This window comes from Mycobacterium sp. GA-0227b (assembly GCF_001499855.1).
Taxonomy (GTDB): Bacteria; Actinomycetota; Actinomycetes; order Mycobacteriales; family Mycobacteriaceae; genus Mycobacterium.
This window is the reverse complement of sequence record NZ_LQIK01000008.1, coordinates 45229-67228: the sequence shown is the minus strand read 5'-3', so window position 1 is coordinate 67228 and position 22000 is coordinate 45229. Positions and strand designations below refer to the sequence as shown.

Below are 22000 nucleotides of genomic sequence, written 5' to 3'. Positions count from 1 at the left end.
GTCTCCTTCTTCGGTGGGTGACGGGCTCGTTCATCGTGCCCTCGCAACTACGTCGAACGGCACCCCTGTGCAATCGACACGGCGCCCAGATTTTTCCGAAGAATTTTTACCCCGACTGAGAGGATGACCCAATGGCGAGCGCTGACCTGGTCATTCGTGGAACCGTGCTCACCGTCGACGACCGACAGCCGACCGCCGAGGCGCTCGCCGTGGCCGACGGCCGCATCGTGGCGGTCGGGGACCGCGGCGATATCGACACATGGATCGGCCCCGACACTCGCACGCTGGACATCGGAGATGGCTGCGTGATGCCCGGGCTGGTGGAGGCGCACGGGCATCCGCTGATGGAGGCCGTCGTGCTCTCCGAGCGGATGGTGGACATCCGGCCGGTCACGCTGCGCGACGCGTCGGCGGTCGTCGACGCGATCCGGCGCGAGGTCGCCGCCCGGGGGAGCGACGGTGCGTTTCTCAACGGCTGGGATCCGCTGCTGCAGCCGGGCCTGCCGGAGCCGACGCTGGCCTGGCTCGACGAGCAGGCGCCCGAGACGCCGCTGGTGATCGTGCACAACTCCGGACACAAGGCGTACTTCAACAGCGCCGCCGCGCGCAAGCTCGGGCTCAACCGCGACACCCCCGACCCGAAGGGCGCGCGCTACGGCCGCGACGCCAACGGCGATCTCGACGGCACCGCGGAAGAGACCGGCGCCGTGTTCGGCCTGCTGGCCGGCGTCATCAACCCCAGCGACTACCCGGAGATGCTGCACGCCGAACTGCGCCGGCTCAACCAGGCCGGGTTGACGACGTGTTCGGAGATGGCGTTCGATCCGGTGTTCCGGCCGGTGATCGAGCAGCTGCGCGGCGACCTGACGGTGCGACTACGGGTCTACGAGATCTCCAACGCCCAGATGGCCACCGACATGTCGCCGGGCAACGGCGACGATCTGTTCCGGCAGACCGGGATCAAGATCTGGGTCGACGGGTCACCGTGGATCGGCAACATCGACCTGTCGTTCCCGTATCTCGACACCGACGCCGTCCGCACGATCGGTGTCGCGCCGGGCTCGTGCGGGCACGCCAATTACACCCGCGAGCAGCTGACCGAGATCGTGCACGCCTACTTCCCGAAGGGCTGGCCGATGGCCTGCCACGTGCAGGGCGACGCCGGGGTCGACACCATCCTCGACGTGTACGAGGACGCGCTGCGGCGCTGGCCGCGCGACGATCACCGACTGCGGCTCGAGCATGTCGGCGCGATCCGCGACGAGCAGCTTCAGCGCGCTCACGACCTCGGCGTGACGTGCTCCATCTTCGTCGACCAGATCCACTACTGGGGCGACATCATCGTCGACGGCCTGTTCGGCGCCGAGCACGGAACCCGCTGGATGCCTTGCGGATCCGCGGTCGCGACCGGGATGCGCATCTCGCTGCACAACGATCCGCCGGTCACCCCGGAAGAGCCGCTGCGCAACATCAGCGTCGCGGCCACCCGCACCGCGCCCAGCGGTCGGGTGATCGGTCCCGAGCAGCGGATCTCCGTCGAACAGGCCATCCGCGCGCAGACGCTCGACGCCGCATATCAACTGTTCTCCGACGACGTGATCGGCTCGCTGGAGGTCGGCAAGTACGCCGACATGGTGGTGCTGTCGGCCGATCCGCGCGCGGTGCCGCCGGAGCAGATCGCCGACCTCGAGGTGCGGGCGACCTTCCTGGCGGGCAAGCAGGTTCACGGCGAATGACCCGGCCGGCCGCCGACACCGACGGCGACCTGCCCGTGGTGACGGGGCTCGCGGCGACGATGACGGTCTCGGCGATGGGCCTGGGCTACAGCATCACCGCCGCCGACCCGACGATCCTGTCGGCCAACATCTCCGAGGTCCGGGCGGGCCTGCACCTGTCGCCGAGTACGGCGAGCTTCGTGGCCAGCCTGGCCACCCTCACGTTGGCCGCCGCGGTGTTGGGTGCGGGTGCGCTCGGCGACCTCTACGGCATGCGCCGGATGTTCACCCTCGGGTTGCTCGGCACGATTGTGTTCGGTGTGCTCGCCGCCGCGGCGCCGAACAGCGCGGTGCTGATCGCCGCCCGAGCCGGCAGCGGCGTGGCGTTCGCGTTCCTGCTGGGCTTGTCGCTGGCCATCATCAACGCGGTCTTTCCGCCGGAGCGCCGCGCGGCGGCGATCGCGTTGTACCTCGGCGCGGGCTTCGCGCTGACGACGCCGATGCCTGCGGTGGGCAGCCTGCTGGCCGAGCATATCAGTTGGCGCACAGGATTTCTGGTAGCGCCGGTCGCGGCGCTCGTCGCGCTGGGCATTCATCTGCGTTTCGTGCCCGAAACGCCCCGCGCGCCACGCCGACTCGATGTCGCCGGCCTGGTCCTGGTCGCCACCTCGCTGCTCGCACTGGTGTACGGCATCTCGCGATTGCAGGGCGGGCTGCACAGCGATGCGCTCGTTTCCATCCTCGTGGGTGTCGTCGCCGGCGCGGCGTTCGTGATGCGGGAGAACCGGACCCCCGACCCGGCGCTGGACTTGCGGATATTCCGCTCCGGCCGGTTCAACGCCGCGGTCATTGCGGGAACGACGTTCAACTTCTTGACCGGCGGGTCGACGATCCTGTTCGCCTTCTATCTGGTCACCGTACGTGGCGAGTCTCCGGCGTTGCTGGGTATGCTCCTGGTGCCGGCGACGGTGCTGCAGGCACTGGCGGCGACCGGTTCAGGGCGAGCCGCCGAAAAGTACGGCGACCGTGCGGTTCTCGTGAGCGGCCTGCTGCTGCTTCTTGCGGCGCTTCTGCTGCTGACCGTCGTCGACGAGCACACATCGCTGATCGTGTTCTTCATCGCGGTGGCGCTGAACGCGATCGGTGGCGCGGTGGTGCAGACGCCGCAGTCGACGATCATGATGTCGGCCGCGCCGCCCGACCTCGGAGGCTCGGTGTCGGCGGTGAAATCAGCGGTCGGGCAAGCCGGATACTCGTTGGGGCCGGCGTTGTTCGCGCTGATCGGCACCACGCTGTTCGCGCACGACGCCATGCGCAGGCTCGCCGGGTCCGGCCTCACCGTCGATGAGGCGCGCGAGGCGCTGCGCGTCGCCCACGGCGCCTCCGTCGCGTCGACCGGCGGCGCCAATATCGTTGACCCACAACGTGCTCGGGAAGTCGTCGAGGGTGCCTCCGCGAGCATGCTCGACGCCATCCACACCCTCAGCCTCATGATGTCCGCGGTGCCGATCGCCGCCATCGTGCTGGCCCTGGCGCTGCTTCGACCGAGTCGCACAACCGAGGAGGAGCTCCGATGACACATGTCCGCACCCCACGCCACGTCGCGCCCAATCCCTACGCCACGCTGCGCACCCCGCGATTCTGGCTCTCGCCGATCGTCGTTGCGCTGACGGTGTTCTCGGCGCTGGCCGCGCTCTACCTCGCCGGCATCCTCAACCCGACGACGAATCTGCGGCACTTCCCGGTCGCGGTCGTCAACGCCGATGCCGGACCCGCCGGAAAGCAGATCGCCGACGGCCTCACCTCCGGGCTCGACCCCGAACAGTTCGACGTGCGCGTGCTCACGGCCGACGAGGCCGAGCGGCAGTTGGGCACCGCGGAAATCTACGGGGCGGTCCAGATACCGCAGGACTTCTCGGCCAAGCTCGAGCAGTTCGGACAGGGCGCCCTGCGGCCCGGGCAGCTGAGCAGGCCGGTCGTCACGATCTCGCTCAACCCCCGCGCCTCCACACTCGGCGCGAGCATCGCGGGGGAGGCGTTGGGCAAGGCCGTCCGTGAAATCAACGCCAGGGTGGGCGAACAGCTGTCGGCACGGGTGACGCGCGAGGCCGCCGGGCCGCTGCCCGCAGCGGCGTCGCTGCTACTGGCAAACCCGATCGACGTTCAGGTCAGCGACGCCGACCCGCTGCCCAACGGCACCGGCAACGGGCTGTCCGCCTTCTACTACGCGCTCCTGCTGCTACTTGCCGGATTCACCGGCAGCATCATCGTCAGCTCGCTGGTCGATTCGATGCTCGGCTTCGTGCCCGCCGAGCTGGGCCCGGTGTACCGGCTCGCGGAGCAGGTCAAGATCTCCCGGTTCCGCACGCTGCTGGTGAAGTGGTTGTTCATGGTCATCCTCGCCGTGCTCACCTCCGCGATCTACATCGCGATCGGCGCCGCGCTGGGCATGCCGGTGCCCAACGTGTGGACGTTGTGGGCGTACGGCGCCTTCACGATCACCGCGGTGGGAATCACCGCGACCTCTCTGATCGCCGCGCTTGGCTCGATGGGCCTGCTGGTGAACCTGTTCATCTTCGTGATGCTCGGCCTGCCGTCGAACGGCGCGACCATCCCTCTCGAGGCGGCCCCCTCGTTCTTCGGTTGGCTCGCGAGGTTCGAGCCCATGCACCAGGTGTTCCTCGGCGCCCGTGCCCTGCTGTACTTCGACGGACGCGCGGACGCCGGCCTCACCCACGCCATTGTCATGTCGACGATCGGGCTGGCGATCGGCCTCGTCGTCGGCGCCGTCGTCACCCGCTTCTACGACCGCCGCGGCCTGCGCCGCGAACACGCCCCGGCCGATGCGCAGGCCCCGATCTCGGCCAATCCCGACTGACCCCGGGCCTTGTCATGGCAGGCTCGATACATGTCTGACCTGCCTGTCCCGCGCTTCCTCGACGAACGGCTCGCACACTGGGCCGAAACCAAACCCGACGCCGAGGCGATGACCTTCCTCGACCGCACGTGGACATGGGCCGAGTGGAACGACCGGGTGCGCCGGCTCGCCGGTGCGCTGAAGGAGCGGGGCGTCGGCCGCGGCGACGTGGTGGCGTTCCTGGACAAGAACCATCCGGCGTGTGTCGAGCTGACGCTCGCGGCCGCATCGCTGGGAGCGGCCAACGCAATCATCAACTTCCGGCTGGCCGCCGACGAACTCGACTACGTGATCAACGACTCCGGCGCCAAGCTGCTGATCGTCGGGACCGAGTTCAAGCCGTCGATCGAGAAGATCCGCGACAAGTTGGCGAACGTAGAGCAGATCGTCGAGGTCACGCCCGAAGGTGGTGACGGTGACGAGTACGAGGCGATGCTCGCCGCGGCGAAACCAGTCGGTCACGGCGACGAGGTGCAGCCCGACGACGTCGTCATCGTCATGTACTCGTCGGGGACGACCGGACGTCCCAAGGGTGTGCAGCTGACGCACGCCAACCTGATCGCGCACACCATCAACGCCCACAACGGGTGGGGTTTCGACGAGGGCGACAAGAGCATGGTGTCGATGCCGCTGTTCCACGTCGGCGGATCCTCTTACGTGCAGTTCGGAATTCACGACGGCGTGCCGACCGTGATGACCCGCGAGGTCGACGGGATGTCGCTGGCGGGCGCGATCCTCAAGGGCGCGAACCGCACCTTCCTGGTGCCCGCGGTGCTGGCGAAGGTGCTGGAATCGGGCGAGGACGCGGTGAAGCTGTTCGGGTCGTTGAAGACCTACGTCTACGGCGCGTCGCCGATGCCGCTGCCGCTGCTGCGGGCGGCGTTGGAAGCCTGGCCCAACACCGATTTCATCCAGGTGTACGGGCTGACCGAGGTGTGCGGCGTGATCAGCCAGTTGCTGCCCGAGGACCACCGCTCGGGGATCGAAGAGCGGATGGTCAGCGCGGGGCGGGTGATACCCGGCGCGGAGGTGCGCGTGGTGGACCCGGAAACGATGGAAGACGTGGCCACGGGTGAGCAAGGTGAATTGTGGTTCCGGACACCGCAACTGATGAAGGGCTACCACAACAAGCCCGATGCGACGGCGGAGGCGATCACCAGCGACGGTTGGTTCCGCACCGGCGACATCGGTCGGATCGACCAGGACGGCTACATCTTCGTCGAGGACCGGCTCAAGGACATGATCATCTCCGGCGGGGAGAACATCTACTCGATCGAGGTCGAACGCGTCGTTGCCGAGCATCCGGCGGTGGCCGACGTCGCGGTCATCGGGGTGCCCGACGAGAAGTGGGGTGAGGTGGTCAAAGCCGTTGTCTCGCTTGAGGGTGAGGCCACCCCCGAGGAGATCATCGCCTGGTGCCGTGAGCGGCTCGCGGCCTACAAGTGCCCGAAGACCGTCGACATCACCGACGAGCTGCCGCGCAATCCGACCGGCAAGGTCCTCAAGAAGGAGCTGCGCAAGCCGTACTGGGACGGCCGCGACCGCGCGACGGTGTAATTCAACGCCCGATTGTGAATCCGGCGACGCTGTAGCGGCTCAAAGCGTCGCCAGTTTCACAATCGGCGTCTAACGGTGCAGTCGACGAGTTCTTCAGAGATACGCCAGATGCGTTGGGCGTCATCGGTGCTGCGCAGTCGGCTGTAGAGCTTCTGCTCACCGGGAGGGCCGCCGAGATGCCCGAGTCCGCGGGGCCCGTAGAACCCACGGCCCGTGGCGTCGGGGGCGGTGGCGGCGTAGAGGGCGGGAAGCTGCGCGCTCTGCACGGTCCCGACGAGGATGCCGCGGGCGGACAGGGCGCGGATCGCACGCACGCCCAGGGTGTCGGTGTCGCGTCCGACCTCGGGGCGGGCGGCGAGCAGGTTAGTCGGGGCGACTCCAGGGTGGGACAGGTTGCTGGTGATGCCCCAGCCGCCGGCCTCGCTGCGCCGGTCCAGTTCCAGACCGAAGAGACCGAACGCGATCTTCGACTGGCTGTAGGCGCGCATACCGTTGTAGGACCGCTCCCAGTTCAGGTCGTTCCAGTTGATCGCGTTGCGGTTCGCCGCAACGCTGATCTGCGAGGTCACGCGCGCCCGCCCGGCACGTAGCAGCGGCAGGAGGTGGGCGACCAGGGCGAAGTGGCCGAGGTGGTTGGTGCCGAACTGCAACTCGAAGCCGTCCGCGGTGGTCTGCCGATCGGGCGGCGTCATCACCCCGGCGTTGTTGATGAGGATGTGAATCGGCTTGCCCTCGTCCAGCAGGGTCTTGCCGAGCGCGGCGACGGAGCGCAGCGACGAAAGGTCCAGTGCGCGCAGCGACACGTCCGCATCGGGCACCTGCTGACGAATGGTGGCCAGTGCGGTCTCGCCCTTGCGTGGATTGCGCACCGGCATCAGGACTTCCGCGCTCGCCGCGGCAAGTCGAGTGGCGATGCCCAGACCCATGCCGTCGCTCGCACCGGTGACGACGGCACGTCTGCCGGACAGGTCGGGAATCGTGATGTCGAAGCTTCTGCGTGGCATGGGTTTCCTTCCGTGCGCTCGACGTCCGACCACGGTGATGGCAGTTACTGACATCACTGTACTACTGATGACAGGAACTGTCATCACCTAGGATCTCTGCCATGAGCCGATGGGAGCCCAATGCGCGCGGTCGCCTCGAGGACGCCGCGCTGCAGCTCTACAGCGAGCGCGGCTTCGACCGGACGACGGTCACCGAGATAGCACAGCGGGCCGGCCTGACGGAGCGAACGTTCTTCCGCTATTTCGCCGACAAGCGCGAGGTGTTGTTCCGCGGCGACGGTGCGCTCGAAGAGTTGGTCACCCGTGCGGTGGCGGAAGCGGGCGAATCGGTCCCGCCGATCGACGCCGTCGCAGACGGCCTGCGTGCCTTCGCCGAACTCATTCGCGGGCGACGCGAACACGACCGCACGCGCCGACAGATCATCGCCGCGAACCCGTCGTTGCAGGAGCGCGAGCTGATCAAGATGGCTCGACTCGCCGCGGCGACGTCGGATGCCCTGCGCCGCCGCGGAGTTGGTGAACCCGCCGCCAGCCTGACCGCCGAAGCGGCAATCGCGGTGTTCAAGGTCGCTTTCGAGCGCTGGCTCACCGATGGTGAGGACCGGGAGCTGTCAACCGTCATCGATGAGTGCCTTGACGAACTGAAGGCCGTCGGCCGCCGCGGTCGCCGCTGATCGATGGGCCAGATGCCGCCCGGTGCCGGCCGGGAACCGATCACCGCCGGTTCAACCACCAGATGTGCGTCGAGAGCGCGGTGGCGAATGCGCACCACAGCGGGTACAGCGCAAGCGGGGTGGCACGCCCGCCCTGTACGGCCATCGCTCGACGCGTGAGGTCGGCGCTGCTGACCGTCAGCGCACCGGCCGCCACCGCGGACGTTGCCAAGCGGTGCTGGTTGAAGAACAGCCAGGACCAGCTCCCGTTGAGCACCAGGTTGGTCACCAGCGCCGCGAGGTAGCGGCGTCGTTGGTCGGACTGCCCGCGGCGGTCCAACTCGTCGAGCGTCGAGGCCGACACCACCGCGATGTCGGCGTACAGCGCCGGCCAGACAATCGGAAACGCTTGGCGCGGAGGCTGATACGGCGGCTTGCGCAGGTTCGCGTACCACGCGGATTGCGCGGACCGGCTCGCCAGCCCACCGATGACCGCCGTCGCCGTGACGGCCAGACCGGACGGGATCAGGGTTCGAATTCGCACGTCGCTCCTCGCATTCATTTAAGTTTCTTAAGCATGCCCGGGGCCGGTTTGGTTCAAACATCGGCCTCGACGCGGCAGTATGGTGGGCGTGCCGGATCTCGACGACATCCTCGACCGCCTGCACGTCGTGGCGCTGCCGATGCGAGTTCGCTTCCGCGGCATCACCGTTCGCGAGGTGGCGCTGATCGACGGACCGGCAGGCTGGGGCGAGTTCGGCGCGTTCCTCGAATACGAGCCGCCTGAAGCCGCGCACTGGTTGGCCGCGGCCCTCGAAGCAGCCTACGAACCAGCGCCCGCAGCGCACCGAAGCCGCATCCCGATCAACGCGACCGTCCCGGCTGTCGACGCCGCTGACGTGCCCGAGGTGCTGGCTCGCTTCCCCGGTGCGCGCACCGCGAAGGTGAAGGTCGCCGAACCCGGTCAGTCGTTGGCCGACGACGTCGCGCGGGTCAACGGCGTGCGCGCGCTGGTTCCCACGGTTCGGGTCGACGCCAACGCGCGGTGGGAGGTCGCCGAGGCCGTGGAAGCGGCCGCCGCGCTGACCGCCGACGGCCCGCTGGAGTATCTCGAACAGCCCTGCGCGACGGTCGCCGAACTCGCCGAATTGCGTAGGAGGGTCGACGTGCCGATCGCCGCCGACGAGAGCATCCGCAAGGCCGACGACCCGCTGTACGTCGTGCGGGCCAAGGCGGCCGATGTCGCGGTGCTCAAAGTCGCCCCGCTCGGCGGGGTGCGCAGGTTGCTCGACATCGCGACGCAGATCGACATCCCGATCGTGGTGTCCAGCGCGCTGGACTCCGCGGTCGGCATCGGCCGCGGGTTGCTCGCCGCCGCCGCACTGCCGGAGCTGCGACACGCCTGCGGACTGGGGACCGGCGGATTGTTCGTCGAGGACGTCGCCGAGCCGGTCAGGCCGGACGGCGGCTACTTGCCGGTCGCACCGGTGCTGCCGGATCCGGCACGGCTGCAGGCGTTGGCCGCCCCGCCCGAGCGCCGGCAGTGGTGGATCGAGCGGGTGAGTGCCTGCCATCCGTTGACACGTTGACACAAATCGCTACTCTGTGTGTCAACCCAGTCTGGAGGCGCCATGTCCGAAACCGTCGAAGCATCGCCGATCCAGCGTGGCGAGGTCCGCCCCAAGGTGATGGCCGAATTCCGTAAGCACTCCGGCAGCACGCTCGGCGGGTTCTTTGGGGCGGCGGCCTACGACGAGGTGGCGCTGGTGCCGGTCGCCGCGGCGGTCGACAAAACTGGGCGCTTCGAAGCCAACTTCGCCGATCGCGGTGTCCGCAGCGGCTTTTCGGCGTTTCTCGCGATATGGGGCGACCCCGCCGACCGGGTCGCCGAATCGGACCGGCTCAAACAGCTGCATCGCGACGTACGCGGACGTGGCAGCGGCGCCTTTTCCGGTGTGCGCTACAGCGCGCTGGATCCGAAGCTGTGGAATTGGATCGCGGTGAGCGGGATGTTCGTGGTGCTCAACTCGTTCACGCCGTGCACCGGGATCACGCTGTCGGACGCCGAGAAGGACGCCGCCTACCAGCAGCTGCTCGATGCGTTCCGGTCGTTGGAGCTGCCCGGCAAGAACGCGAAGTTGCCCGCGACGTACGCCGACGCCGTCCGCTACTACGACGCCATGGTGGAAACGGAGCTCGCCTCAAACCCGTTCCTGCGCCGCGTCACCGACAACCTGACGCGGCTTCCGCTGCCGACCTTGCTGCTGCCGCCGCCGCTGCGACTTGCGTTGACGCCGCCGTGGCTGCTGCTGCGGCCGATCGCCGGCCGCGTGGTGAAGGTGTGTTCGTTCGGCATCCTTCATCCGGGTATCCGCGAGCTCACCGGCTTCCAATGGACGGCACGGCACGACCGCGAGTTCGAGCTCTACACCCGGGTGCTGCAGCTGGCTTGGCGGGTGCTGCCCGACAGGCTGTTGTTGATCCCATTGGCGCGCAACCGGTTGGAGTACGAGAAGCTGGTCCGGCTGCACCGCTCGGTCGCCCTCGATTCGTTCGCGCCGCCGCCCGGCTGCCCGGTTTAGTCTGCAACGATGCGACGCCTCCGCAACAACGCCAGCCGCACCGAGCAGGAGGCGGCGATCCTCAAGGCCGCCGCCGAAGAGGTCGCGCTGGTCGGTGTGGGCCGGGCCAGCATGGACGTCATCGCGCGGCAGGCCGGCGTCAGCCGCAGCACGCTCTACCGCCGGTTCCCCAGCCGCGACGCGTTGATCACCGAACTCGGCAGGCAGACATTCGATTTCGCGATGGCGCGGCTGCAGACCGTCGGCATCGAGTCGGGTGCCAAGGAAGCCGCCGTCGCGGCGTTCTGCGAAGGCCTGCGGCTGCTCACCGGCGAGCCGATCATGCGCCGGTTCCTGCAACTCGACGGCGACCTGACCGCGATGTCGGGGATGTTCGACGAGGCCGAGGAATTCCTCGAGAGCGCGTCGGCGGCCATGGCCAAGGCGCTGCGTGCGGCCGGTGCGAGGATGCCCGACGACGACCTGCTGGCCGTCAGCGAACTGCACATCCGCCTCGCGGGCTCGCTCGCGCAGGTGCGCACACCGGTACTCGATGTCACCGACGACGACGCCGTGCGCGCCTACGCTCAGAAGCACCTGGCGCCGCTGGTGTGGTGAGCGGCTCAGAGCCGGGCGGCGAGTTCGGTGCCCTCGCGGATGGCGCGCTTGGCGTCCAGTTCGGCGGCCACTGCGGCACCTCCGATGACGTGCGGTGTGGTGCCGAGAGCTTCGAGGGCGTCGACGAGGTCGCGAACCGCTTCCTGGCCGGCGCACACCACGACGTTGTCCACGTGGAGCACTCGGGCACCGGAGTGGTTCCGGCCGAAGCTGACATGCAGTCCCTCGTCGTCGATGCGCTCGTAGTTGACTCCGGAGAGTTGCTGGACGCCTTTGGCCTTCAGCGACGCGCGGTGCACCCAGCCGGTCGTCCTGCCCAGACGCCTGCCCTGCGGACTGTTCGTTCGCTGCAACAGGTACACCTCGCGGGCGGGGGCTAGCGGTATCGGGTCGGTCAGCGCCCCGCGTGCCTCGTGCGGCCCCCGACCGGGCTCCAGCAGCCCCCACTCGGCCCTCCACTTCTCGAGGTCGAGGGTCGGCGACTCGTCGGTGACCAGAAATTCGCATACGTCGAACCCGATGCCTCCCGCCCCGATCACCGCCACGCGGGCGCCGACGGGCGCACCGAGCAGTACCTCCGGATAGGACAGCACCTTTGGGTGGTCGATGCCCGTGATGTCCGGCATGCGTGGCGCGACGCCGGTGGCGAGCGCGACGACGTCGAAGTCGGTCAGGGCGTCGGCCGTGGCCCGGGTACCCAGTCGCACGTCGACACCGTGCTTGTCGAGCATCCGCGTGTAGTAGCGGATGGTTTCGGCGAACTCCTCCTTGCCGGGAACCCTTCGCGCCAGGTCGAATTGACCGCCGATCGCAGTGTCGGCCTCGAAAAGGGTGACGGTGTGTCCACGTCCGGCGGCGGTGACCGCCGCGGACAGTCCCGCGGGTCCGGCGCCGACGACCGCCACGCGTCTACGCCGGCGCACCGGATGCAGCACCAACGTGGTCTCGCGACCCGCGCGGGGATTGAGCAGACACGACACGGTTCGGTGGGCGAACGCATGGTCCAGACACGCCTGATTGCACGCGATGCACGTATTGATCTCGTCGGCGGCGTCCGAGGCGGCCTTGCGTACCCACTCGGGGTCGCTGAGCAGGGGACGGGCCATCGAGATCAATTGGACGCGACCGTCGGCGAGGATCTGTTCGGCCGACTGCGGCATGTTGATGCGGTTGGATGCCATGACCGGAATCGAAACATGTGCGGCGACCGCGTTGCTGTATTCGACGAACGCCGCGTTGGGAACCGAGGTGACGATCGTCGGCACGCGCGCCTCGTGCCATCCGATGCCGGTGTTGATGATCGTCGCGCCCGCCGCCTCGACTTCGGTTGCCAGCGCCATGATTTCGTCCCAGCTCTGGCCGTCCGGCACGAAGTCGGCCATCGACATGCGGTAGCAGACGATGAAGTCACGGCCCACCGCCGCGCGGGTACGGCGGACGATCTCGACCGGCATGTGGCGCCGCTTTTCGGGCGTCCCGCCCCACGCGTCGGTGCGCCGGTTGGTCCGCGGCGCCAGGAACTGGTTGAGCAGATAGCCTTCGCTGCCCATGATCTCAACGCCGTCGTAGCCGGCATCGCGGGCCAGGACCGCGCAGCGCACGAAGTCGTCGATGGTTCCCTCGACGTCGCGCAGCGCGCGGGGCCGGAACGGGTTGATCGGCGCCTTGATCGATGACGCCGACACCGACAGCGGGTGGTAGGCGTAGCGGCCGGCGTGAAGGATCTGCAGCAGGATCTTGCCGTCCTCGGCGTGGACCGCCGACGTGACGCGCCGGTGCCTTTTGGCGTCGGCCGACGACGTCATCGCCGCGGCGAACGGCAGCAACCACCCGGTCCGGTTCGGTGCGTACCCGCCGGTGATGATGAGGCCCACGCCACCGCGGGCCCGCTCGGAGAAGTAGGCGGCGAGGCGGTCGACGTCACGTGCTCGATCCTCCAGGCCGGTGTGCATCGACCCCATCACCACGCGATTGCGCAGCGTGGTGAAGCCAAGGTCCAGCGGTGAGAGCAGCCGCGGATACGGGTTGGTCATCGATTGCGTTCGGCGTCAGCGAAAGGGGGTGTCGACTGCTGGCGATGTCGCGCGAGTAGGAGGGCGATCGCCACGACCACGCCGACCGACAACAGGGCAGCGGCCCAAGCGCGGCGCTGCCAGAGCGCCGTGCGGCACCGGTCGACGTAACTCGGATTGGGCGGTGCGGCAACCAAGTTCGCGGCGACCGAATTCGCGGTGCCGACGTCCTCGGCAATCGTTGCTTGATCGAAGTCGGCGGCCAAACCCGATCCGCATTGGATGCGAACCCCCCACGGGTCGTACTCGTTCAGGGACGTCGGCCAGTACAGGGCGAAGAACCCCGCCCCGATCATCGCGGCGGCTGCTAGGGCGATCGTGACGCGGTCCCGAAGGATGGCAGCGATTTTCATGGTGTTCTCGTCTTGTCGGTGTCGGCTCAGTTCAGGGAGCCCAGGATCGGTTCGGACTCGATGAGTCCTTCGTCGCTTGGCTCGATGCCCTGGCCGAAGACTCGCGCTGCCTGGCGGGCGCGGAGCTCCCGATGAGCGCGTGCTGGTGGCTCGACGCCGTAGCGACGCTGAGCCTCGGCGGGCGACACGATCTCCGGATTGACCGGTGGCACGCCGAGTTTGACGGGAGCCACGACGGGATGGGTCATCGGCGAGAGGATCTTGAGCACCGCCAGCTCGGCGCGGGGGCTGAGGGAGATCAGCCGAAACGCGGTCCATAGGATCGGCCGGACGGCGACGTCGACGATGCGGGGTTGGTCGCACCCGCTTGCTTGGCGCATCCAGCGAGGCATGGTGGCGATGGTGCCGGCCCGCAGGACCTTGGCGGCCAGCCAGGAGACCGGTCGGGCGGCCCGCGGCATCTTGGGCATCATCACCTCGGCATCGAGGAGGTGACGCATCGCCTGCACGGCGATGCCACTGGCCGCCAACTGCGGCCGCATCTGGTCGAAGTAGTCCCGGATTCCGTCGCGGGTGCTGGGCACGTCGTCGGGTGAGCAGGTCTGCAGCTGGGCCGCCACGGCGCAGTCCTGCCAGTACCGGGCTTCCTCTTCGGCCGTCAGCGGACCGGGTCCGTACTTCTCGTAGGCGTAGAGGATCGAATGCCATGCGGTCAGGTGGATCCACAGTTGGGAGTCGGGGTCGTTGGCGTCGTAGCGGCCGCCGCCGTAGGGTTCGGTGCCGATCGCCTTGGAGTGGATCTTGACCAGAACATCGGCGGCCGTGGTGGTTTCGTGGGACCCGCCGAACGCCACCAGGGCGAAGTAGTGCAGGGTGCGGTCGTAGCGTGTGCGGGGCCGCTTGTAGATGTCGTGGGTGGTGTCCACCGCCGCGATCAGATTCGGGTCGAGTTCCTCGATGACGACCGCGCGCTGGAACCCGACCGTCAACGACGTCGGGTAGCCCCACACCTTCCAAGTCACCGAGTCGGGACCGAAGAATCCATAGTCGCCGTGCGGGGTGACGCTCGAGCGGTCCTTCTTCGTGGCGACGGCTCGTGCCTCCGTCAGCGCCCGCTTGAGCGGGCGAGCCCTGCTGTTATCCGAAGTCCTTGTCGACATGCAATTTTCCCTTCATCAAGTGAGTGGCGGCAGCCCAGCTGCCCCGAATGTGTTGCGGCACCTAAGCCACGCTGAAGGCGTGGCTCATCATCCGTCCGTACAGCGCGCCGAGATCGTCGGCGGTCCATTGGTTTTCGTCTTCGAGCAGCGACCGCACGGCCGCCTCGCACGACGACATCAGCAACTCGACCAGGATTGGCAGCTTGGCTTCGGCCTCGGTCATCGACCACCATTTGGTCAGCACCGGCCGCAGCCATGCCGCGGTGGCCTCGCCGAGTTGCGCCCGCACGCGCACGAACCGGCTGGCCACCGCCGGGTCAGGGGTGGCGAAGAAGACGAACCGCCAGGACTGCGGACGAGCCACCACGACTCGCAGCAGCGCCTGATAGCCGGCGACGAACGCCTCTTCCGGATTGTCGCCGCGGGCGGAGTGCAACGACTCGACCAGCGCATCGCGCAACGTGGCCGTCTCACGCTCCAACAGCGCGGTGATGATCTGCACCCGATCGGAAAAGCAGGCATAGACCACCGGGCGCGTGACGTTGAGACGCTCGGCGATCGAGCCGATGGTCACCTGGCTCACTCCTTGTTCGACGGTGATGGTCAAGGCCGCATCGAGCACCTGCGGCCGACGGCGCTCCGGGCCGAGATGGGCCGCGCGGCTGCGCCTTTTAGGCCGACTGACTATCGCCACGGGGCGAAGTTACCACGAATTATTCATATGTGAAGCTTTTTCCTATGTTCGTGTAGGAATTTTCTTCACGTGTGTAGCTTCTCGCTGGTCTTTAACGGCAATGGCCTAATCTGTGGGATACATGGCATGGACGCCACGCCGTCGCTGGTCGACACTGAACCCGTGCGAACGGTGCTCATCCTCGGCTACCCGGGCGTCCAGGCCCTCGACCTGGTCGGCCCGTTCGAGGTGTTCACCGGCGCATCCATGTACCTGCAGGGACAGGGGCGCGAGGGCTACGCCGTCAGCGTCGTCAGCCGGAACGGCGAATCGGTCAGCACCGGCACGGGACTGACGTTCGCCGCGGAACCACTACCCGATCCCCGCCGCCCGGTCGACACCGTGATTCTGCCCGGTGGCTACGGCGTCGACGAGGCCCGCCGCGATCCCGACGTCATCGATTGGATCCAGACCGTCGCGAAGGACGCGCGTCGCGTCGTCAGCGTCTGCACGGGTGCGTTCCTCGCCGCGGAGGCCGGCCTGCTCGATGGGTGTGTGGCGACCACGCACTGGGCGTTCACCGACCGAATGGCGCGTGAATTTCCCGATGTATCGGTCGATCCCGAGCCGATCTTCGTCCGCAGCAGCGACCGCGTGTGGTCGGCCGCCGGCGTCACAGCGGGGATCGACCTGACGCTGTCACTCGTCGAGGACGACCACGGGACTGAGGCCGCCCAGACGGTCGCGCGCTGGCTGGTGATGTACCTGCGCAGGCCCGGTGGCCAGACCCAGTTCGCCGCGCCCGTGTGGATGCCGCGCGCCAAGCGGGCGCCGATCCGGGCGGTGCAGGAAGCCATCGAATACAAACCCGGTGCGACGCACAGCATTCCGGAACTGGCCCGCCGCGCCGCGATGAGCCCACGCCACTTCACCCGTGTCTTCACCGACGAAGTCGGCGAAGCCCCCGGCGCCTACGTCGAACGGATTCGCACGGAGGCCGCACGCCGCCAACTCGAGGAGACCGACGACACCGTTACCGTCATCGCCGCCAGGTGCGGCTTCGGCAGCGCAGAGACCTTGCGCCGCAATTTCGTTCGCCGACTGGGCATCTCGCCCGACCAATACCGCAAAACGTTCGCCTGAGGAGACACCATGCAGATTGCCATCGTCCTGTATCCCGGCTTCACCGCGCTGGACTTCATCGGCCCCTACGAGTCGCTGCGTTTTCTACCCGACACCGAGGTGCGGTTCCTGTGGCACGAACCCGGCCCCATCGCCGCCGACTCCGGTGTGCTGCTGATCGGTGCGACGCACACGTTCGACGAGACGCCGTCGCCCGACATCATCCTGATCCCCGGCGGGTTCAGCACCATCGAGCACGCCCGCGACGAGAAGCTGCTGGCGTGGGTACGGCAAGCCCACCAGAGCGCGACGTGGACCGCATCGGTGTGCTCCGGGGCGTTGATCCTCGCGGCAGCCGGCCTGCTCGAGGGAAAACGGGCCACGTCCCATTGGGCGGCGCTGCCGTTCCTGAAAACCTTCGGCGCCACGCCCGTCGGCGATCAGCGCATCGTCCATGAAAGCGACCACATCGTGACGGCGGCGGGCGTTTCCGCCGGGCTCGACCTGGGATTGTGGCTGGCCGGCCAAATCGGCGGCGAGGCCAAGGCCAAGACCATCCAGCTGTCCATGGAGTATGACCCGCAGCCGCCGTTCGACTCGGGACACATGTCCAAGGCATCGGCGGCCACGAAGGCCGCCGCGGCCGCCCTGATGAGCCGCGATCTGATCAAGCCCGCCCAGCTCAAGGCCGCGTCGCAGCTGGTGTGGGACGCCGCGATCAAGCGCATCCGCGACCGCTCCGGCAAGGCGGTTTCGGCGCGCTGACAGCAGCGCAGCGATCGGTGGCGCGCCGAAATCCCAGCTGCGCTACCGTCGCGGGCGTGGGGATTCCCGAGGTCGAGCCGACCCAGCCGTCGCCGTTGTTCCGCGCGGGCGCCAAGCTCATGGGCACGGGCGGGGCGCGTCGATTTCTGCGGCGTTATGGCTGGCGCATCGACCGCGCGCTCATCAAGGCGACCAACGGCCATGTGTCGATGTCGCTGGTGATGCCAGAGGTCTTGCTCACGCACACCGGCGCGAAGACCGGCAAGAAGCGCAGCACCCCGCTGACCTACTTCACCGACGGCGGCCGGGTGATCGTCATCGCCTCCAACTACGGCGGCGACCGCCATCCCGCCTGGTTTCACAACGTCAAGGCGCATCCGCGCGTGACGTTGTCGGCCCGCGGCTACTCCGGCACCTTCGTCGGTGAGGAGATCACCGGCGCGGAACGCGACCGGCTGTTCGAACTGGCCAAGCGGTTCGTCCCGAACTACGCCGACTACGAGAAGATGGCGGGCCCGCGACGGATCCCGGTCGTCGCGTTCACCGAGCTCGCCTGAGGCGATCAGGGGCCTCGGTCCGTGCCCGTTCGGAGAGTTTGCGGTGCGCGGCAGTGAAGGCGCGTGCGCCTTGAATCAATGCGGCGCAATCGGTCTCGCTGACATGACGGGTCACCTCGCCGAACGCCTGCACACGAAGGGCGATGAGCTCGTCGAGCACGGCGCGGCCGCCGTCGGTCAACTCCAACAGCGTCGCGCGCCGGTTGGTCGGTGCGACCCGACGAGTGATGTAGCCAGCGTCGGCGAGTCGGTCGCTGAGCCGGCTCGCGGTGGACGGCAGCATGCCGAGTTCGTCGCCCAACTCGGTGACCCGACTCGGACCGAGCCGGTCCAACGCCTGCAGCGCGCGCAGCGGCGCGAGACCGATGCGTTTCTCTATGTGGTCGAGCGCCAACACATTCACGTCGAGCAGTCCGCGGGTCGCTCGCTCGAGTTCGGTCAGGAAGTCGTCGGACTGCCGGCTCGGATCAGCGGGTGCTCCGGGGGTCGTGCTCATAGCTCGTACTCGGGCAGCTCGATGTCGTCGCGAATTGAGCGCTGCACGACGAGATCTCCGAGGGGCCGAAAGTTCATCGCCCGCAGTGCCATGTTGCGCAGCCACACGCCGAGACCGGTTCGGGCGACGAAGAACGAGATGAATTTCGTTGCTCCGGCTTGCTTCTGGCCGATGAAGTGACGCAGCCGCGCCTCGTATTCGGCGAACCCCCTGCCGATGTCCTCCGGGCTCCTCGCCAGCTCGCCGGCCAGCACATACGCCTCCACCATCGCTAGGCCGGTACCTTCACCGGCCAGCAGCGACACGCACGCTGCGGCGTCACCGATCAGGGCGACGCGCCCCGCCGACCACCGGTCCATCCGGATTTGGCTGACGACGTCGAAATATATGTCGTCGACACCGTCGAGGGCGTCGAGAATCTGAGAGCATTCCCAGCCACCGCCGGCGAACTCCGCTCGCAGCAGCTTCTTGCTCGACTCCGTGTCGGGCGCAACCTGGGGATCCGAGGACCGGAAGATGAACAGCACCAATGTGCGATCTCCGTCGAGGGCGAACCTCCCGATCTGGCGGCCCGGCATGTTGTGCGTCACGTATACGAGCTCATCGCGCGGCCGATAGCCGTCGAGCACGCAGGCGGCCACTTGGCAGCCGAGATAGCGCACATAGGCCGACTCCGGCCCGAACACCAGGTTCCGGACGTTGGAGTGCAATCCGTCGGCACCGATGACCATGTCGAACGCACGCGTGCCTTCGCGCTCGAGTTCCACCATCACACCGGTGCTGCGATCGTCGATGTCGCAGATGCTCTCGGAGAAGAGCGTCTCGATGTGGTCCTCGACGCTGCGGTAGATCGCTGCTGCCAGGTCGCCACGGGGCAGGCTGGTGTACCGGCCGACGGTCGCCCGCCGGATCGGATCGACGTCGAAGCTCGCCGCGACGCGCCCATCCGCCCGGACGGACCGAAGCTCGTCAACCTGGTAGCCGGCATCGAGGACGTCCTCCTCGATGCCCATCTTTTGCGCGATGCGATAGCCGAGACCCCAGAAATCGATCACATAGCCGCCGGTGCGAAAACTCGGCGCCTTCTCGATCAAGGTCACCTCGTGCCCGGCGCGAAGCATCCAGTGGGCGAAGGCCGGGCCTGCGACCCCTGCGCCGCTGATCGCGACTTTCACGACAACCTCCTTTGCGCCGTCACCGCGCGCCGAAGCTGCGGCGACGGGCTTCCAGCTTAAGAAGGTCGTGCGAAATGCACAATGTGCAGCAGGCAAGTATCACCACCGTGGGCGCGCTGGGATGCTCAGCCGTGCAGTACCGTCGTCGAGGTGAATTTGGCCTACGACGACCGCGGCAGCGGTCCACCAGTCCTGTTCATCGCCGGCCACGGCGGCGCAGGCCGCACCTGGCACTTGCACCAGGTGCCCGAGTTCCTGCGCGCCGGCTATCGCTGCATCACGTTCGACAACCGCGGGGTGGGCGCCACCGAGAACGCCTCCGGCTTCACCACGGAGACGATGGTGGCCGACACGGCGGCGCTGATCGAGAAGCTCGACGCGGCGCCGGTGCGCATCGTGTCCGTGTCGATGGGCTCGTTCATCGCCCAGGAGCTCATGGTGGCGCGCCCCGAACTCGTCGACCGGGCGGTGCTGATGGCCACCCGCGGCCGCGAGGACCGCACCCGCGAGTTCTTCCGCACCGCCGAGCGGGAACTCGTTGAGTCCGGTTTGACGCTGCCGCCGAAGTACGACGCGAAAATCCGCTTGCTGGAAAGCTTTTCGCCGGCCACGCTCAACGACGACGCCAAGGTCCGCGACTGGATCGACATGTTCATCATGTGGCCGGCCAAGTCGACGCCCGGCGGGCGCACACAGCTCGGGATCAGCCCCCAGGGCAATCATCTGCCGTCTTACCGAAGTATTACGGCGCCGACGCTCGTCATCGGTTTCTCCGACGACCTGGTGCTGCCGCCGCACCTGAGCCGCGAGGTCGCCGACGCCATCCCCAACGGCCGTTTCCTGGAGATTGCGGACACCGGCCACCTCGGCTTTCTCGAACGACCCGACGCGGTCAACAAAGCGGCGCTGGATTTCCTCGCCGATAGGCTGTAGTGGTGAACCCCTCGACCGCGCAGGCCCGCGTGGTCGTCGACGAACTGATTCGCGGCGGCGTACGCGACGTCGTGCTGTGCCCCGGCTCGCGCAACGCGCCCCTCGCGTTCGCGCTGCAGGACGCCGACCGCGTCGGGCGAATCCGGCTGCACGTGCGAATCGACGAGCGCACCGCGGGTTTCCTGGCCATCGGGTTGGCGGTCGCCGAACGCGCGCCCGTCTGCATCGCGATGACGTCGGGCACCGCGGTCGCGAACCTGGGGCCGGCGGTGGTCGAGGCGAACTACGCGCGGGTGCCACTGGTCGTGCTCAGCGCCAACCGGCCGTACGAGTTGCTGGGCACCGGCGCGAACCAGACCTTCGAGCAGCTGGGTTACTTCGGTACGCAGGTGCGGGCGTCGATCAGCCTGGGCCTGGCGGAGGAAGCCCCTGAACGACTCGACGAGTTGAACGCCCAATGGCGCTCGGCGGTGTGCCGAATACTGGTGGCCGCCAAGGGGTCTCGCACCGCCAACGCCGGTCCGGTGCAGTTCGACATCCCGCTGCGGGAGCCGCTTGTCCCCGACGCCAGCGAGGCGAGGGAGCCGGGCGGCTATGTGCCGGAGGGCCGGCCGGGCGGCAAGCCGTGGACGTACACCCCGCCGGTGACGTTCGACCAGCCGCTCGACATCGACCTGACCCCAGACACCGTCGTGATCGCCGGACACGGCGCGGGTGAGCATCCGAACCTGGCGGCGCTGCCGACCGTCGCCGAACCCACGGCGCCGCCCGCCGACAACCCGCTGCACCCCTTCGCGCTGCGGCTGGTGCGTCCGAAGCAGGTCATCATGCTCGGCCGCCCGACGCTGCACCGACCGGTGTCGGCGCTGCTGGCCGATCCGTCGGTGCCGGTATTTGCGCTCACGACCGGCCCCCGGTGGCCCGACGTGTCGGGGAACTCGCAAGCCACCGGCACCCGCGCCGTCACCGCGGGCGCGCCGGATCCGGCCTGGTTGGACCGCTGTGCCGAGGTGCACCGGCACGCGATGGCGGCGGTCCGTACGCAACTGGAGGCGCATCCGCTCAAGACCGGCCTGCACGTGGCCGCGGCGGTGGCCGATGCCGTCCGGCCGGGCGACCAGCTGGTGTTGGGGGCGTCGAACCCGGTGCGCGACGCCGCGCTGGTCGGCTTGGACACCCACGACGTCAAGGTGCGCTCGAACCGCGGCGTCGCGGGTATCGACGGCACGGTGTCGACGGCGATCGGGGCGGCCCTCGCGCACGAGCGGGCGGGTGAGGGCAGCGGGCCGAGGCGCACGATCGCGCTGCTCGGGGATTTGACGTTCGTGCACGACAGCTCGGGTCTGTTGATCGGGCCGACCGAGCCGACGCCGCGCAACCTGACCATCGTGGTGTCCAACGACAACGGCGGCGGGATCTTCGAACTGCTCGAGCAGGGCGATCCGCGGTTTTCCGACGTATCGTCGCGGGTCTTCGGAACCCCACACGACGTCGACGTCGGCGCGTTGTGCCGGGCGTATCACGTCGAGAGCCGCCAGCTCGAGGTGGACGACCTGGCCGCCGCGCTCGGCGAACCCTACGACGGCATGCGGGTGCTGGAGGTGAAGGCCGACCGGTCGTCGCTGCGGGCGCTGCACGCGTCGATCAAGGCAGCCCTGTGAGCGGAGCG

General features: G+C 68.1%; 21 protein-coding genes. 13 read left to right on the top strand and 8 right to left on the bottom strand.

From position 1 onward, the window contains the following. Positions 1-131: 131 nt before the first annotated feature. From AU185_RS08885 to AU185_RS08870, 4 genes are read left to right on the top strand one after another with little or no spacing between them, the layout of a single operon-like run. On the top strand, positions 132-1736 hold the full coding sequence (locus AU185_RS08885) for an amidohydrolase (RefSeq protein ID WP_059101164.1): 1605 nt from the start codon (positions 132-134) through the stop codon (positions 1734-1736). Further along, the gene (locus AU185_RS08880) at positions 1733-3292 is read left to right on the top strand and encodes an MFS transporter (protein WP_231740405.1); all 1560 of its coding nucleotides are present in this window, start codon (positions 1733-1735) and stop codon (positions 3290-3292) included. Before AU185_RS08885 ends, AU185_RS08880 begins: the two co-directional genes overlap by 4 nt. Beyond that, the gene (locus tag AU185_RS08875) at positions 3289-4593 is read left to right on the top strand and encodes a YhgE/Pip domain-containing protein (protein ID WP_082683801.1); all 1305 of its coding nucleotides are present in this window, start codon (positions 3289-3291) and stop codon (positions 4591-4593) included. The genes AU185_RS08880 and AU185_RS08875 overlap by 4 nt, the downstream gene beginning before the upstream one ends. Before the next feature lie 30 nt (positions 4594-4623). Further along, positions 4624-6189, top strand: a complete 1566-nt coding sequence (locus tag AU185_RS08870; protein WP_059101165.1) for a long-chain-fatty-acid--CoA ligase — start codon at positions 4624-4626, stop codon at positions 6187-6189. A gap of 56 nt (positions 6190-6245) precedes the next feature. Here AU185_RS08870 and AU185_RS08865 read toward each other — a convergent pair whose 3' ends face one another. Next, positions 6246-7193 carry an SDR family oxidoreductase gene (locus AU185_RS08865; protein WP_059101166.1) on the bottom strand — a complete coding sequence of 316 codons (948 nt, stop codon included), beginning with the start codon at positions 7191-7193 and terminating at the stop codon, positions 6246-6248. Between the two features lie 101 nt (positions 7194-7294). Between AU185_RS08865 and AU185_RS08860 the strand changes: the two genes are divergently transcribed. Continuing rightward, the gene (locus AU185_RS08860) at positions 7295-7867 is read left to right on the top strand and encodes a TetR family transcriptional regulator (RefSeq protein ID WP_059101167.1); all 573 of its coding nucleotides are present in this window, start codon (positions 7295-7297) and stop codon (positions 7865-7867) included. A 40-nt stretch (positions 7868-7907) separates the two neighbouring features. Here the strand turns inward: AU185_RS08860 and AU185_RS08855 are convergent, their stop codons facing one another. Then, positions 7908-8390, bottom strand: a complete 483-nt coding sequence (locus AU185_RS08855) for a TspO/MBR family protein (RefSeq protein WP_059101480.1) — start codon at positions 8388-8390, stop codon at positions 7908-7910. A 79-nt stretch (positions 8391-8469) separates the two neighbouring features. On the opposite strand from AU185_RS08855, the gene AU185_RS08850 reads away from it, so the two are divergent. The 3 genes from AU185_RS08850 to AU185_RS08840 are packed head-to-tail and all read left to right on the top strand — an operon-like array spanning position 8470 to position 11025. After that, complete coding sequence (locus AU185_RS08850; protein WP_059101168.1) at positions 8470-9435, top strand: o-succinylbenzoate synthase; 966 nt, start codon at positions 8470-8472, stop codon at positions 9433-9435. A gap of 42 nt (positions 9436-9477) precedes the next feature. Further along, the gene (locus tag AU185_RS08845) at positions 9478-10428 is read left to right on the top strand and encodes an oxygenase MpaB family protein (RefSeq protein WP_059101169.1); all 951 of its coding nucleotides are present in this window, start codon (positions 9478-9480) and stop codon (positions 10426-10428) included. Between the two features lie 9 nt (positions 10429-10437). Further along, positions 10438-11025, top strand: a complete 588-nt coding sequence (locus AU185_RS08840; protein ID WP_059101170.1) for a TetR/AcrR family transcriptional regulator — start codon at positions 10438-10440, stop codon at positions 11023-11025. A 5-nt stretch (positions 11026-11030) separates the two neighbouring features. Here AU185_RS08840 and AU185_RS08835 read toward each other — a convergent pair whose 3' ends face one another. The 4 genes from AU185_RS08835 to AU185_RS08820 all read right to left on the bottom strand — a co-directional run bounded on the left by AU185_RS08835 (position 11031) and on the right by AU185_RS08820 (position 15304). Next, on the bottom strand, positions 11031-13058 hold the full coding sequence (locus AU185_RS08835; RefSeq protein ID WP_059101171.1) for an NADPH-dependent 2,4-dienoyl-CoA reductase: 2028 nt from the start codon (positions 13056-13058) through the stop codon (positions 11031-11033). Further along, the gene (locus tag AU185_RS08830; RefSeq protein ID WP_059101172.1) at positions 13055-13450 is read right to left on the bottom strand and encodes a hypothetical protein; all 396 of its coding nucleotides are present in this window, start codon (positions 13448-13450) and stop codon (positions 13055-13057) included. The genes AU185_RS08835 and AU185_RS08830 overlap by 4 nt, the downstream gene beginning before the upstream one ends. Before the next feature lie 26 nt (positions 13451-13476). Further along, entirely contained in the window at positions 13477-14610 is a 1134-nt protein-coding gene (locus AU185_RS08825) for an oxygenase MpaB family protein (RefSeq protein ID WP_082683800.1), read from the bottom strand. Between the two features lie 61 nt (positions 14611-14671). Further along, positions 14672-15304 (bottom strand): TetR/AcrR family transcriptional regulator, encoded by a 633-nt coding sequence (locus AU185_RS08820; protein WP_059101173.1) that lies wholly within the window; start codon positions 15302-15304, stop codon positions 14672-14674. Positions 15305-15430: 126 nt separating this feature from the next. On the opposite strand from AU185_RS08820, the gene AU185_RS08815 reads away from it, so the two are divergent. The 3 genes from AU185_RS08815 to AU185_RS08805 are packed head-to-tail and all read left to right on the top strand — an operon-like array spanning position 15431 to position 17727. Then, complete coding sequence (locus AU185_RS08815; RefSeq protein ID WP_059101174.1) at positions 15431-16426, top strand: GlxA family transcriptional regulator; 996 nt, start codon at positions 15431-15433, stop codon at positions 16424-16426. Between the two features lie 9 nt (positions 16427-16435). Next, positions 16436-17170 (top strand): DJ-1/PfpI family protein, encoded by a 735-nt coding sequence (locus AU185_RS08810; RefSeq protein ID WP_059101175.1) that lies wholly within the window; start codon positions 16436-16438, stop codon positions 17168-17170. Between the two features lie 56 nt (positions 17171-17226). After that, the gene (locus AU185_RS08805) at positions 17227-17727 is read left to right on the top strand and encodes a nitroreductase family deazaflavin-dependent oxidoreductase (RefSeq protein ID WP_059101176.1); all 501 of its coding nucleotides are present in this window, start codon (positions 17227-17229) and stop codon (positions 17725-17727) included. On the opposite strand, the gene AU185_RS08800 is transcribed toward AU185_RS08805, so the two are convergent. Continuing rightward, entirely contained in the window at positions 17711-18223 is a 513-nt protein-coding gene (locus tag AU185_RS08800; RefSeq protein WP_059101177.1) for a MarR family winged helix-turn-helix transcriptional regulator, read from the bottom strand. The genes AU185_RS08805 and AU185_RS08800 overlap by 17 nt on opposite strands. Next, positions 18220-19398, bottom strand: coding sequence for an FAD-binding domain (locus tag AU185_RS08795; protein ID WP_059101178.1), 1179 nt, complete (start codon positions 19396-19398; stop codon positions 18220-18222). Before AU185_RS08795 ends, AU185_RS08800 begins: the two co-directional genes overlap by 4 nt. A 150-nt stretch (positions 19399-19548) precedes the next feature. Between AU185_RS08795 and AU185_RS08790 the strand changes: the two genes are divergently transcribed. Together AU185_RS08790 and menD are read left to right on the top strand one after the other, a co-directional pair. After that, positions 19549-20331: an alpha/beta fold hydrolase gene (locus AU185_RS08790; RefSeq protein ID WP_059101179.1), complete on the top strand. Its 783-nt coding sequence runs from the start codon at positions 19549-19551 to the stop codon at positions 20329-20331. Between the two features lie 2 nt (positions 20332-20333). Continuing rightward, complete coding sequence (gene menD / locus AU185_RS08785) at positions 20334-21992, top strand: 2-succinyl-5-enolpyruvyl-6-hydroxy-3-cyclohexene-1-carboxylic-acid synthase (protein ID WP_059101482.1); 1659 nt, start codon at positions 20334-20336, stop codon at positions 21990-21992. Positions 21993-22000: the final 8 nt, after the last annotated feature.

What these genes read in the sequence shown, in the direction of transcription:
- AU185_RS08885 (WP_059101164.1), top strand. Translation starts at nt 132, where the DNA reads ATGGCGAGCGCTGACCTGGTCATTCGTGGAACCGTGCTCACCGTCGAC.
- AU185_RS08880 (WP_231740405.1), top strand. Translation starts at nt 1,733, where the DNA reads ATGACCCGGCCGGCCGCCGACACCGACGGCGACCTGCCCGTGGTGACG.
- AU185_RS08875 (WP_082683801.1), top strand. Translation starts at nt 3,289, where the DNA reads ATGACACATGTCCGCACCCCACGCCACGTCGCGCCCAATCCCTACGCC.
- AU185_RS08870 (WP_059101165.1), top strand. Translation starts at nt 4,624, where the DNA reads ATGTCTGACCTGCCTGTCCCGCGCTTCCTCGACGAACGGCTCGCACAC.
- AU185_RS08865 (WP_059101166.1), bottom strand. Translation starts at nt 7,193, where the DNA reads ATGCCACGCAGAAGCTTCGACATCACGATTCCCGACCTGTCCGGCAGA.
- AU185_RS08860 (WP_059101167.1), top strand. Translation starts at nt 7,295, where the DNA reads ATGAGCCGATGGGAGCCCAATGCGCGCGGTCGCCTCGAGGACGCCGCG.
- AU185_RS08850 (WP_059101168.1), top strand. Translation starts at nt 8,470, where the DNA reads ATGGTGGGCGTGCCGGATCTCGACGACATCCTCGACCGCCTGCACGTC.
- AU185_RS08845 (WP_059101169.1), top strand. Translation starts at nt 9,478, where the DNA reads ATGTCCGAAACCGTCGAAGCATCGCCGATCCAGCGTGGCGAGGTCCGC.
- AU185_RS08840 (WP_059101170.1), top strand. Translation starts at nt 10,438, where the DNA reads ATGCGACGCCTCCGCAACAACGCCAGCCGCACCGAGCAGGAGGCGGCG.
- AU185_RS08835 (WP_059101171.1), bottom strand. Translation starts at nt 13,058, where the DNA reads ATGACCAACCCGTATCCGCGGCTGCTCTCACCGCTGGACCTTGGCTTC.
- AU185_RS08830 (WP_059101172.1), bottom strand. Translation starts at nt 13,450, where the DNA reads ATGAAAATCGCTGCCATCCTTCGGGACCGCGTCACGATCGCCCTAGCA.
- AU185_RS08825 (WP_082683800.1), bottom strand. Translation starts at nt 14,610, where the DNA reads ATGTCGACAAGGACTTCGGATAACAGCAGGGCTCGCCCGCTCAAGCGG.
- AU185_RS08815 (WP_059101174.1), top strand. Translation starts at nt 15,431, where the DNA reads ATGGACGCCACGCCGTCGCTGGTCGACACTGAACCCGTGCGAACGGTG.
- AU185_RS08810 (WP_059101175.1), top strand. Translation starts at nt 16,436, where the DNA reads ATGCAGATTGCCATCGTCCTGTATCCCGGCTTCACCGCGCTGGACTTC.
- AU185_RS08800 (WP_059101177.1), bottom strand. Translation starts at nt 18,223, where the DNA reads ATGAGCACGACCCCCGGAGCACCCGCTGATCCGAGCCGGCAGTCCGAC.